This window comes from Enterobacter vonholyi, assembly GCF_008364555.1.
In the GTDB taxonomy this organism is placed as follows: domain Bacteria; phylum Pseudomonadota; class Gammaproteobacteria; order Enterobacterales; family Enterobacteriaceae; genus Enterobacter; species Enterobacter vonholyi.
Window position 1 is genome coordinate 202,485 of sequence record NZ_VTUC01000038.1, and the last position, 12,365, is coordinate 214,849.

Here is a 12,365-nt window from a genome sequence, read left to right on the forward strand (position 1 = left end):
TTGAATCGAGCTTAATTATGCACCATGTTGTCTCTGCTACCACTAATCCTGCCAAAATTCAGGCAATTCTAAGGGCATTTGAAGAGATCTTCGGCGCAGGATCCTGCCATATTGAAGCCATCGGCGTCGAGAGTGGCGTTCCTGAACAGCCGTTTGGCAGCGAGGAAACGCGCGCTGGAGCACGAAACCGCGTAGCAAATGCCAGGGCTGCGGCACCGGATGCGGACTTTTGGGTGGCAATTGAAGCCGGTATCGACGAAGGCGCAACCTTTAGCTGGGTGGTGATCGAAAGCCGTGAACAGCGCGGTGAAGCGCGTTCAGCCACCCTGCCGCTGCCGGAGATTATTCTGGAAAAAGTCCGCGCGGGTGAAGCGCTCGGGCCGGTGATGTCGCAGTACACCGGCATTGATGAGATTGGCCGTAAAGAAGGGGCGATTGGCGTCTTTACCGCAGGCGCGCTGACGCGTTCAGGCGTTTATCATCAGGCGGTGATCCTGGCGTTAAGCCCGTTCCATAACGCGATTTATCGCTAAGCGTTTTTCAATAGCACCGCTTCCAGCCACTGGCGCAGCTCAACGGGCGCCGACTTCAGGCTGTTCGATCCGCGGGTAATCGTTGCGATGCCCGCGCCGAGCTCATTTTTCAGTTCGCGCTGGCTCATCTCACCGCGCAGCAACTCTTCGATGATCCGCACGCGCGTGCCCAGCGCCTCGCGCTCGTCCGGCGTGAGCATCAGCTGCATAAGGGGTAAATGCAAATCCTGTTCGTAAGACTGGCGAAGCAGCTCCACAAAACGAAGCCACTCCTGATGACGTTGTTCGGCGATTGCCGAGGAATACGGGGAATGCTGGGTCATGTTATGCTGCCTCTTGTACTCTTTAGCGAGTACAGCATAACACAACCCGCGCCGATCAGTAACGTCTCTGCCACTCGGCATCGCTCATCAGGGTATCTTTCTGCCCCATGAAGTAGCGATAGTAGGCGTCATAGGCCAGCACGTTCTTCACATAGCCGCGCGTTTCCGAGAACGGGATACTCTCGACAAACGCCACGGCGTCAATGCGTCCGGCGCTGTTGCCGAGCCAGGTACGCACGCGACCCGGCCCCGCGTTATACGCCGCCGACGCGAAGATGCGGTTATTGCCGAACTGCTGATACACGTACTGCAGGTAGCTGGTACCGATGTTGATATTGGTATCCGGATCCAGGAGCTGTGACGGGCTGCTGTAGCCAGGAATATTAAACATCTTCACCGTGTGCGTCGCCGTGCCCGGCATAATCTGCATCAGGCCGCTGGCGCCCACCGGGGAACGGACTTTCGGGTTCCATGCGCTCTCCTGACGGGCAATTGCCATCGCGTAGCTTTGCGGGATATCTTTGCCGCTGGTGTAGCGATCGAACAGATCCTTGTAAGCCAGCGGGAAACGCTCTTCGAGATGATCCCAAAGCTTACCGGCGATCGTCGCCTGCACGCTCAGATCCCACCAGTGGTTATCAAAAGCATAGCGGGCAAGCTGGGCTTTCTCGTCGGTGCTGCGGCTGGTCACCAGATTCGCCCACTCGCTGCGCGCGGTATTATCCATATTCCAGTACATCAGCTCGCGCACGCGCGCCATTTCTGGCCCCTGCGTCAGCGCCGGGTTCGCGTTAGCGGGCGCTTTATCAATGCGGAAGGTGTACTCCTCGCCCAGGCGCTGCGCGGCTGCCATCGGGTAGAACCCACGCTGCTGCATCAGCGTATGGAGAATTTCTTTGGCCTCGTCATCACGACCGCGCTCCATCAGCAGATCGGCCTGCCAGTAGCGCCATTCGTCCTTCTCTTTGGCCTCCATAGGCAACCGCGCAAGCCAGGTATTCAGCCCACGGCGATCTCCCGTACCCAGCGCCATGCGCACGCGACGTTCCACCAGAGACGTGGAGTTCGAACGCATAATGGCATCGTCACGCCAGCGCGCCTGTTCATCGGTCACATCGGTGCCCATCAGTCGCCACGCCACGATATCGCGCAGCTCCTGGGTTTGTTCCTCATTAAGCTGCTGCGCCTGCACCAGCTGCGGGATCATCAGCCGCGCGTTTTCCACATCGTCACGCGCCACGCTGGCAAAGGCCACCGCCGCCATCTGGCGGGTAAAATCGGTCGCGCCCGTACTGCGGGCAAAGGTCAGCACGCTGTTGGGATCGTTAGCCAGCGAGATAACCGCGGTGGAGATCGTCTGGTAATCGGACGGCATCTGCCCCGCCAGCGTGGTCACCAGACGCGTGTTGCCGGCTTTCATCGCCAGACGGATGCGCTCAAGGTAGGACAGCGGATCCTGCTTGCCGGATGCGCGCCACGCGCCGAACAGGGAATCACAGGCGTTCGGCTGGTTTTTCCCGGTCAGCCAGAGCTCTTTCGCCCCGGCCCAGGCCTCTTCCTGCTGGCCGGTCGCCCATTTCGCGTAGTAATAGTTACACTGCGCTTCGGTGGTATTCGGCTTTTCAGGGCTAAACGCCAGCAGTCCGCGCCAGTCTTCCCGACGCGCCAGTTCATTCACAAATCGAGACTGAAGATTTCGGGCTGGCGGCAGGGTCGGGTTCGCCTGAATGAAGTTATTCACGGTAACGGTGGGTTGATTCATGAGATCGTCCGTAATTTGACGATACTCGAGATACGGATACAGCGGATAATCCTTTAGCGTCGGCATCAGCGCCTGCACGGTATCCATCTGCTTGTTGTCCCACGCCTGTTTAATCTGGGCGTAGCGGTTGCGTTGTTCATCCAGTGAATCGGCATGCACCGCCTGGCTTACCGCCATTACGCATACGCTGGCAGCCAGCAGACGCCAGACCACCCGTTTGGCTTTTTCCACAAGCTCTTCCTCATTGTTTTTTCGTCAATTGCAGCGTCTTGCCACGTCAAAGTCTAATTAACTTATGCTAACCAGGCATCCTTCAACGCGCCACGTCATGGACACTTTTTTACCTTTCTTGCGCGTTTTAACACTCCCGACGTTCCTGGCTGGGATTAGGACGTGAAAAAGGCTACACTTCGAGGCTGAAATTCCTTCTCAATTACGATAAAAGAGGCGAAGTCCAACGTGGCTCAATTCGTTTATACCATGCATCGTGTCGGTAAAGTTGTCCCGCCGAAACGTCATATTCTTAAAAATATCTCGCTGAGCTTCTTCCCGGGCGCAAAAATCGGTGTTCTGGGTCTCAACGGTGCCGGTAAGTCCACCCTGCTGCGCATCATGGCCGGCATTGATACAGACATCGAAGGTGAAGCCCGTCCGCAGCCTGGCATCAAGATTGGCTACCTGCCGCAGGAACCTCAGCTGAACCCGGAACACACCGTGCGCGAATCCGTTGAAGAAGCGGTATCCGAAGTGGTTAACGCCCTGAAAGGTCTCGATGAAGTGTATGCCAAATACGCCGAGCCGGATGCGGACTTCGACAAGCTGGCTGCACAGCAGGGCAAGTATGAAGAGATTATCCAGGCGCACGACGGTCACAACCTGAACGTGCAGCTGGAGCGCGCGGCGGATGCCCTGCGTCTGCCGGACTGGGATGCGAAAATCGCGAACCTCTCCGGTGGTGAACGCCGTCGCGTGGCGCTGTGCCGCCTGCTGCTGGAAAAACCAGACATGCTGCTGCTCGACGAACCGACTAACCACCTGGATGCAGAATCCGTGGCGTGGCTGGAGCGCTTCCTGCACGACTTCGAAGGCACCGTTGTGGCGATTACCCACGACCGTTACTTCCTCGACAACGTCGCTGGCTGGATCCTGGAGCTGGACCGCGGTGAAGGTATTCCGTGGGAAGGCAACTACTCCTCCTGGCTGGAGCAAAAAGATCAGCGTCTGGCGCAGGAAGCTTCTCAGGAAGCGGCGCGTCGTAAGTCTATCGAGAAAGAGCTGGAGTGGGTTCGTCAGGGCGCGAAAGGCCGTCAGTCTAAGGGCAAAGCCCGTCTGGCACGCTTTGAAGAGCTGAACAACACCGAATACCAGAAACGTAACGAAACCAACGAACTGTTTATTCCACCTGGAGCACGTCTGGGGGATAAAGTGGTTGAAGTGACCAACCTGCGTAAGTCTTACGGCGACCGCGTGCTGATCGACGACCTGACCTTCTCCGTACCGAAAGGCGCTATCGTGGGCATCATCGGTCCGAACGGCGCGGGTAAATCGACCCTGTTCCGCATGATGTCCGGTCAGGAACAGCCTGACAGCGGCTCTATCACCCTGGGTGAGACCGTGAAGCTGGCCTCCGTTGACCAGTTCCGTGACGCGATGGACAACAGCAAAACCGTGTGGGAAGAAGTGTCCGGCGGTCTGGATATTATGCGCATCGGCAACACCGAGATGCCAAGCCGCGCCTACGTTGGTCGCTTTAACTTCAAAGGCACCGATCAGGGCAAACGTGTAGGCGAGCTGTCCGGCGGTGAGCGCGGTCGTCTGCACCTGGCGAAGCTGCTGCAGGTGGGCGGTAACGTTCTGCTGCTCGATGAACCAACAAACGACCTGGATATCGAAACCCTGCGCGCGCTGGAAAACGCCCTGCTGGAGTTCCCGGGCTGCGCGATGGTTATCTCGCACGACCGCTGGTTCCTCGACCGTATCGCGACCCACATTCTGGACTACCAGGACGAAGGTAAGGTGGAGTTCTTCGAAGGTAACTTCACCGAATACGAAGAGTACAAGAAACGCACGCTGGGCGCCGACGCGCTGGAGCCGAAGCGTATTAAGTACAAGCGTATTGCTAAGTAAGTGCCCAAAAAGCCGGGTGGCGCTCACGCTTACCCGGCCTACGGTTCTGCGCTGTTTGTAGGCCGGGTAAGGCGAAGCCGCCACCCGGCTTTTTTATTTGCCCACGTAATACCGCTTCACCTCGTCAAACTGCATCGCAAACTCGATATAGCTCATCAGCGCGGGCGAATTCAGCTTGCGGCTCGGATAGGCCAGCCAGAGGTCGTTGCCTTCAACGTTCCACTCCGGCAGCACCTGCACCAGCGCGCCCTTTTCAACCTTATCTTCCAGCAAAAATGCAGGAAGCAGCGTGATCCCCGCCCCGGCCATCGCGCACTCGCGGGCGTACACCAGATTATCGGTCATATGCGCGTTATCCGGCAGGTAGCGGTAATCCTCATTCTCGCTTCGCAGAAGCCACTCCGACCAGGCTCTGTGCGTAATGCTGCGGTGCTCCACCAACTGACGGGGATGCGTTAGCGGCGCCCGGCGCGCCAGATAGTCCGGCGAGGCCAGCATGTAGCGCGGACAGTGCCCGATCATTCGGCCAATCAGAGAGGAGTCCTGCGGCTTGCCGGTACGCAGCGCCACGTCAAAGCCGGACTCGACCAGATCCACCACATCATCAGAGATCGACACGTCCAGCGAAACCTCAGGATAGCGAAGCTGGAACTCGGCATTCATATGCGCCAGCAGCGTCGCGCCAATCCCAGCCGGACAGGTGATGCGCAGCCGCCCGCTCGGGTTTTCGCGCAGGCGCTGAATGGCATACTCCGCCCGCTCGCTGGCCGCCAGCATTTCGCGGCAGTGCACCAGATAGTGCTCGCCCGCAAACGTCAGGTTCAGCCTGCGGGTGGTGCGGTTCAGCAGGCGGATACCCACCTGCTGCTCCAGCTGGCTAATTCGCTGGCTGACGCTGGATTTCGGCAGTTCGGCTTTCTGGGCTGCCGCGGTAAAGCTGCCCATCTCCGCCACCAGCGCGAAAAGCGCCATATCCTGCAGCTGTTTAAACATGATTGTTCATCCTGTACGAACGCTGAGTTCTTGATTGTCCATCTTATCATGCAGCTGGCCACTTAATAGACTAGCCTCAACAAAACGCATGCCATTGAGGAGCACACCATGTCAGTTAAAGCGATTGCCGTTAACCCAGAAAATCCCGCATCGTTCATTGAAATCACCCCGCCGATGCCGCATCCCGGCGAGCACGATCTGCTGGTGGAGGTGAAAGCCGTCTCCGTTAACCCGGTCGATACCAAAGTCCATGCGGGCATTGCCAAAAACGGACTGAACGAGCCGCGCATTCTCGGGTGGGATGCAAGCGGGATCGTCAAAGCCGTTGGGGCGGGCGTCACCGGATTCAAACCGGGAGATGAAGTGTGGTACGCGGGCGACATCACCCGCCCGGGCAGCAACACCACGCATCAGCTGATTGATGCGCGCATTGTCGGGCGCAAGCCTGCAAGCCTCGGCTGGGCGGCTGCCGCTGCACTGCCGTTGACCGCACTCACCGCGTGGGAAGGCCTGTTTGAACGACTGAACATTCAGGATGCCGGCGCGGACAAAACCCTGCTGATCATTGGCGGCGCGGGCGGGGTGGGATCGCTGGCGATCCCGTTTGCGAAGCACAACAGCAAGGTGAAGATCGTCGCAACCGCGTCCCGCGAAGATTCCGCCCGGTGGTGCCGCGATCGCGGTGCAGATGTGGTGGTGAACTACCGCGATCTGAAAGGCGAACTGGCGAAACACGGGCTCACCTTTGTGGATTACATTTTCATCCTCAACGACACCGACGGGCACTGGGATGCGGTCAGCGAACTGATTGCCCCACAGGGGCATATCTGTTCCATCGTGGAGAATGAACACCCGCTGAACCAGGACAAGCTGAAGTCGAAATCCGCCGCGCTGCACTGGGAATTTATGTACACCCGCAGCATGTACCAGACCGCGGATATGGCGCGTCAGGGAGAGATCCTCAATGAGGTGGCGAAGCTGGTAGATAATGGCGTAGTGGAAAGCTCACTGAGTGAAACGCTGCACGGGCTGAGCGTGGAGAGCATTACCGAGGCGCACCGTAAGGTGCTGGACGGGCATATGCGCGGGAAAGTGGTGGTTGAGTATTGAGCGGCCTGATGCCCTCACCCCGGCCCTCTCCCACAGGGAGAGGGAGGTTAACGCTTACCCCTGCTCCCCCATCATCTCCTTCACCAGCTCGACGCAGCGCAGGAAGCGGGAGTCATAATCCGACTCTTCCACGTGCACAAACTCAACGTTGTTTTCGTTGAGCATCTCCACCAGCATGGACTGGAATTCACGCCTGTCCACGGAGCTGCCGAGGCTGCGCATGCCGTCGGCCACCCACGGGGTGTTGTTTTCCAGCAGGATCACCAGGTCAAAGCGATATTCGTCAATCAGCGCCTGCACGAACGGGTGCTCGCGCCCTTCGTATTTTTTACAGAACGCCTGAGTGGTGACGAAATCGGTATCGATAAACGCCACCTTGTTGGCATATTTCACTGCGAAATCAATGTACTGAGCGTGACCGAGCGCGATTTTGTCATAGTCGGAATACTGCAGCGCCATCTCGTCGCCGCCCAGGTGCGAGAAGACATAATCGCGGCCGTACTCCCATGCGCTGGTGGTATTGAAGATATTCGCCAGCTTGTTGACCAGCGTTGATTTACCGCTCGACTCGCCGCCCAGGATCGCGACGGTGCGCACAAAGAACGGCTTCACCTCGGTTGGGATGTAGTCCCAGTAGCGGAACGGATTTTCGCGGATCTGCGCCCCGCTGATGTTCATGAAGGTGCGTTTCGGATCGATCAGCACCGTCTCAATGCCCAGATGTTCGCGGAACTGCGGCGCATCGGACTCTTCAGAGGTGTAGATCCAGTTAGGCGCAATGCCCTTCTCTTCCATAAACGCTTTGATGCCGTTGCTCCACACGTCCCAGCCGTGCGGATACGGCTCCATGCCCTCTTCGTTAAAGGCATGAATACGAATGTTTTTCTGGTATTTGAAGGTCTGAAGCAGCCAGCGCAGGCGGTCAGGCACGGTCGGCTGCTGCGACATGGCGCTGTCCTCAAACAGCTGGCGATCGCGAGTTTCATCGTAGCCCATGATGATGTGCAGCTCGTCAACCTGGCTACAGGCTCGCTGGATCAGATAGATATGCCCGGTATGCAGCGGGTAAAACTTGCCGAACACCACGCCGATGTTCTTTTGCATACGCGGGAATTCCAGCCCCAGAAAGCGGTGCAGCGCTTCCAGCTTCTGCGCGCTGGGGCTTTTGATTTTGGCGTTCAGCAGCTGGCTCAGGTAGCCCTTGGTCATGCCACTGGCGTCCGCCACCTGCTGCAGCGTGCAGCCCTTCTGGCGGATAGCGGTCTTGATGTAGTCAAATGATGACATAAATTACGGTGCCTCCTGCAAAATCGAATACGTAATTATAAGTCGTCAAAGACATTTAACGCATCTGCGAGTTTCTTCACGCCGAAAACCTGCATCCCTTCCGGGATTTTTTTCGGCACGTTAGCAGCGGGAACGATAGCCCGGCGGAAACCGTGTTTTGCCGCCTCGGAGATACGCTCCTGGCCGCTGGGCACCGGACGGATTTCCCCGGCAAGGCCCACCTCGCCGAAGACGACCAGATCCTGCGGCAGCGGTCTGTCGCGCAGGCTTGAGACCATCGCCAGCAGCAGCGCCAGGTCTGCGCTGGTCTCAGTGACTTTCACGCCACCCACCACGTTAACGAAAACGTCCTGATCCGCCATCTGCAGCCCACCGTGACGGTGCAGCACCGCCAGCAGGATCGCCAGACGGTTCTGTTCCAGACCGACCGCCACGCGCCGCGGGTTGCCCATCATCGACACGTCCACCAGCGCCTGAATTTCGACGAGCAGCGGGCGCGTGCCTTCCCACAGCACCATCACCGAACTGCCGGAGGTGATTTCATCTCCCCGACTCAGGAAGATCGCCGACGGGTTACTGACTTCGCGCAGCCCCTGCTCGGTCATGGCAAACACGCCTAACTCGTTCACCGCCCCAAAGCGGTTTTTATGGCTGCGCAGAGTACGGAAGCGGGAGTCCGCGTCGCCGTCGAGCATGACGGAGCAGTCGATACAGTGTTCAAGAACCTTCGGTCCCGCCAGCGAGCCGTCTTTGGTCACGTGGCCGACCATCACAATCGCCACGCCGCGCGTTTTGGCAAAGCGCGTCAGGTAGGCCGCCGTTTCACGCACCTGCGCCACGCTGCCCGGCGAGGACTGAATGTCAGCCATGTGCATCACCTGGATGGAGTCGATCACCATCAGCTTCGGCTGCTCTTCTTCGGCGATCATGCAGATCTGCTCGATGCTGGTTTCGGAGAGCATGTTCAGATTGCCGGTCGGCAGGCCCAGACGGTGCGCGCGCATCGCCACCTGCTGCAGTGATTCTTCGCCCGTAACGTACAGGGTTTTCATCTGTTCGGCGAGCTTGCAGAGCGTTTGCAGCAGCAGGGTCGATTTACCCGCGCCCGGGTTACCGCCGATCAAAATGGCGCTCCCCGGCACCACGCCGCCGCCGAGCACGCGGTCAAACTCTTTGAACCCGGTGGAGAAGCGCGGCAGCTCTTCGAGGCTGATGTCCGAAAGTTTTTGCACCTTCGCCACGCCCGCATTGCCCGCATATCCGCTCAGGCGTTCATTGCGCGCCACGCTCGGCGAAGCCGCCACACCACGCACTTCGGTGATGGTGTTCCAGGCATGACAGGCGCTGCATTGCCCCTGCCAGCGCGGATAATCCGCACCACATTCATTACAGACAAATGCGCGTTTTGGAGCTTTCGCCACGGTTTACCTCTTTATTTCTGATTAAGGCTGCCGGAGAGAATGCAGAACACCCCCATCAGGTCAGCGTGACGGATAGTGACTTCCGTCTTTTCATTCACTTTTGGCTTGGCGTGGTAGGCAATGCCCAGGCCGGCCGCTTTGATCATCGGCAGATCGTTCGCGCCGTCCCCGATAGCGACGGTCTGGATAACCGGAATTTCATATTTTTCCGCCAGACGCGTCAGCGTATTGGCTTTGTACTGGGCATCAACAATATCGCCGATCACCTGGCCGGTCAGCTTGCCGTCCATGATCTCCAGCTCATTGGCCACCACGGTGGTCAGATGCAGTTTCTCCCGCAGATAATCCGCGAAGAAGGTGAAGCCACCTGAGGCGATTGCCACCTTCCAGCCGAGGGACTGCAGCTTCAGCACCAGCTGCGTCAGCCCAGGCATCAGCGGCAGTACGTCGCGTACCTGGCGCAGAATGTTGGCATCGGCCCCTTTCAGGGTCGCCACGCGCTGGCGCAGGCTGGCGGTGAAGTCCAGCTCGCCGCGCATCGCACGCTCGGTGACTTCCGCCACCAGCTCGCCGCTGCCCGCCAGCTTCGCAATTTCGTCGATACACTCGATCTGAATGGCGGTTGAGTCCATGTCCATCACCAGCAGGCCCGGCGTTTTCAGGTGCGGAATTTTACCCAGCGGCGCGACGTCCAGCCCGGCGTCATGCGCCAGACGCGTGGCGCGCTGCGTCAAAGAGCCCGCCAGGCGAATGACCTGATAGTCTTCCACGCACCAGGCGGCGACGATGACCATCGCGGCCCCCAGTTTGGTTTGATACTGGGTCAGGCGTTGCTTATCCAGACCGCGTCCGTAGAGGAGCCAGCCGCTACGACCGGCATGGTAATCCAGAGGCATCACCTCATCGCCACTTAAAGAGAGCGGCAATCCTGGCCATAAAGAGACATCCGTTGGCAGGTCACACCAGGTAATGTTCGGCATTAAAGCTCCTGTAATTTCGTTCGCGCCGGAAGGTTGCAGAGGGAAAATAACGCATGAGGCTACCCTGTAACCATCACTTCTGGCAACATTAAGCCGTAAATTTTCAGCAGGTGGAATATGGCTCGCGCAAAACTGAAATTCCGGCTCCATCGCGCCGTGATCGTCCTTTCCTGTCTCGCACTCTTAGTGGTGCTGATGCAGGGGGCATCGTGGTTTAGCCAGAATCATCAACGGCAACGCAACCCGCAGTTTGAAGAGCTGGCCCGCACGCTGGCACGCCAGGTGACGCTCAACGTCGCACCGTCCATGCGTACCGAAACGCCGGACGATAAGCGGATAGGCCAGGTTTTACGCCTGCTCACGGAGAACAGCCGCATTCTTGATGCTGGCGTCTATGATGAGCAAGGCAACCTGATTGCCCGCGCGGGCGAGCACGTCGACGTGCGCGACAGGCTGGCGCTGGACGGGAAAAAAGCCGGGGGCTACTTTAACCAGCAGATTGTCGAACCTATTCAGGGGAAGAATGGCCCGCTGGGCTATCTGCGCCTGACCCTCGATACCCACACCCTGCCTACTGAAGCCAAACAGGTCGATAATACCACCAATATTCTGCGCCTGATGCTGCTGCTTTCACTCGCCATCGGCGTTGTGCTGGCGCGCACCCTGCTTCGCGGCAAGCGCTCGCGATGGCAGCAATCACCGTTCCTGCTGACCGCCAGCAGATCCGTTCCCGAAGACGAAGAGAGCGAGAAGAAAGAATAGTGATAAAGTAGGCGAACGATTCGGAAAAGGAACTTTGCCATGACGACGTTACGCCTGCTTATCTCTGACTCTTACGATCCCTGGTTTAATCTCGCGGTAGAAGAGTGCATTTTCCGCCAGATGCCTGCTACCCAGCGTGTCCTGTTTCTCTGGCGTAACGCCGATACGGTGGTCATTGGCCGTGCGCAAAACCCGTGGAAAGAGTGCAATACGCGGCGTATGGAAGAGGATAACGTCCGCCTCGCGCGCCGGAGCAGCGGCGGTGGCGCGGTCTTTCACGATCTGGGCAATACCTGCTTTACCTTTATGGCGGGAAAACCGGAATACGACAAAACCATCTCGACGTCCATCGTCCTCAACGCCCTTAACGCGCTCGGCGTGACGGCTGAAGCCTCAGGACGTAACGATCTGGTGGTGAAAACCCCCGACGGGGATCGCAAGGTGTCCGGCTCCGCCTACCGCGAAACGATGGATCGCGGGTTCCACCACGGCACCCTGCTGCTGAATGCCGATCTCAGCCGTCTGGCGAACTACCTTAATCCTGATAAGAAAAAGTTACAGGCTAAGGGCATTACGTCCGTACGCGGGCGCGTGGCAAATCTGGTGGAGCTGCTGCCGGGGATTACGCACGAGCAGATTTGCGACGCGATCCGTGAAGCGTTCTTTGAACATTACGGCGAGCGCGTGGAAGCAGAAGTGATCTCCCCAGACAAAACCCCGGATCTGCCCAACTTCGCCGACACCTTCGCCCGCCAGAGCAGCTGGGAGTGGAACTTCGGTCAGGCCCCTGCCTTTTCCCATCTGCTGGACGAGCGTTTTACCTGGGGCGGCGTGGAATTGCACTTTGACGTGGAGAAGGGCCACATTACCCGTACGCAGGTCTTTACGGATAGTCTCAATCCGGCACCGTTAGAGGCGCTGGCGGCACGTTTGCAGGGCTGTTTGTACAGGGCGGATATGCTGCAGCAGGAATGCGACGCGTTGATCGGAGATTTCCCTGAGCAGGAAAAAGAGCTGCGGGAGTTGTCGGCGTGGATTGCACAGGCCGTGCGCTAGGTGCGGTCTGG

General features: G+C 58.4%; 11 protein-coding genes. 5 read left to right on the forward strand and 6 right to left on the reverse strand.

What is annotated here, in order from left to right; all coding sequences use genetic code 11:
- Positions 1-17 precede the first annotated feature (17 nt).
- Positions 18-533 (forward strand): inosine/xanthosine triphosphatase, encoded by a 516-nt coding sequence (gene yjjX / locus F0319_RS21580; protein WP_048961786.1) that lies wholly within the window; start codon positions 18-20, stop codon positions 531-533.
- Here the strand turns inward: yjjX and trpR are convergent.
- Together trpR and sltY are read right to left on the reverse strand one after the other, a co-directional pair.
- A complete protein-coding gene (trpR, locus tag F0319_RS21585; protein WP_126501107.1) occupies positions 530-856 on the reverse strand; it encodes a trp operon repressor in 327 nt (108 codons plus the stop codon). The two genes, yjjX and trpR, sit on opposite strands and share 4 nt — an antisense overlap.
- A gap of 55 nt (positions 857-911) precedes the next feature.
- Positions 912-2,849, reverse strand: coding sequence for a murein transglycosylase (gene sltY / locus F0319_RS21590; RefSeq protein WP_115876482.1), 1,938 nt, complete (start codon positions 2,847-2,849; stop codon positions 912-914).
- A gap of 228 nt (positions 2,850-3,077) precedes the next feature.
- Between sltY and ettA the strand changes: the two genes are divergently transcribed.
- Positions 3,078-4,745 carry an energy-dependent translational throttle protein EttA gene (gene ettA, locus F0319_RS21595; protein WP_003856515.1) on the forward strand — a complete coding sequence of 556 codons (1,668 nt, stop codon included), beginning with the start codon at positions 3,078-3,080 and terminating at the stop codon, positions 4,743-4,745.
- A gap of 93 nt (positions 4,746-4,838) precedes the next feature.
- Here ettA and F0319_RS21600 read toward each other — a convergent pair whose 3' ends face one another.
- Positions 4,839-5,738: a LysR family transcriptional regulator gene (locus F0319_RS21600; RefSeq protein ID WP_111964085.1), complete on the reverse strand. Its 900-nt coding sequence runs from the start codon at positions 5,736-5,738 to the stop codon at positions 4,839-4,841.
- 108 nt (positions 5,739-5,846) lie between these two features.
- Between F0319_RS21600 and F0319_RS21605 the strand changes: the two genes are divergently transcribed.
- Positions 5,847-6,848: a zinc-binding alcohol dehydrogenase family protein gene (locus F0319_RS21605; protein WP_149367740.1), complete on the forward strand. Its 1,002-nt coding sequence runs from the start codon at positions 5,847-5,849 to the stop codon at positions 6,846-6,848.
- A 54-nt stretch (positions 6,849-6,902) separates the two neighbouring features.
- Here the strand turns inward: F0319_RS21605 and nadR are convergent, their stop codons facing one another.
- The 3 genes from nadR to serB are packed head-to-tail and all read right to left on the reverse strand — an operon-like array spanning position 6,903 to position 10,536.
- A complete protein-coding gene (gene nadR / locus F0319_RS21610; RefSeq protein ID WP_006810194.1) occupies positions 6,903-8,135 on the reverse strand; it encodes a multifunctional transcriptional regulator/nicotinamide-nucleotide adenylyltransferase/ribosylnicotinamide kinase NadR in 1,233 nt (410 codons plus the stop codon).
- A gap of 35 nt (positions 8,136-8,170) precedes the next feature.
- Entirely contained in the window at positions 8,171-9,556 is a 1,386-nt protein-coding gene (gene radA / locus F0319_RS21615) for a DNA repair protein RadA (RefSeq protein WP_014068810.1), read from the reverse strand.
- Positions 9,557-9,567: 11 nt separating this feature from the next.
- Positions 9,568-10,536 (reverse strand): phosphoserine phosphatase, encoded by a 969-nt coding sequence (gene serB / locus F0319_RS21620; protein WP_136195634.1) that lies wholly within the window; start codon positions 10,534-10,536, stop codon positions 9,568-9,570.
- Positions 10,537-10,653: 117 nt separating this feature from the next.
- On the opposite strand from serB, the gene F0319_RS21625 reads away from it, so the two are divergent.
- Together F0319_RS21625 and lplA are read left to right on the forward strand one after the other, a co-directional pair.
- Entirely contained in the window at positions 10,654-11,298 is a 645-nt protein-coding gene (locus F0319_RS21625; protein WP_032643995.1) for a YtjB family periplasmic protein, read from the forward strand.
- A 39-nt stretch (positions 11,299-11,337) separates the two neighbouring features.
- Positions 11,338-12,354, forward strand: coding sequence for a lipoate--protein ligase (gene lplA / locus F0319_RS21630; RefSeq protein ID WP_149367741.1), 1,017 nt, complete (start codon positions 11,338-11,340; stop codon positions 12,352-12,354).
- Positions 12,355-12,365: the final 11 nt, after the last annotated feature.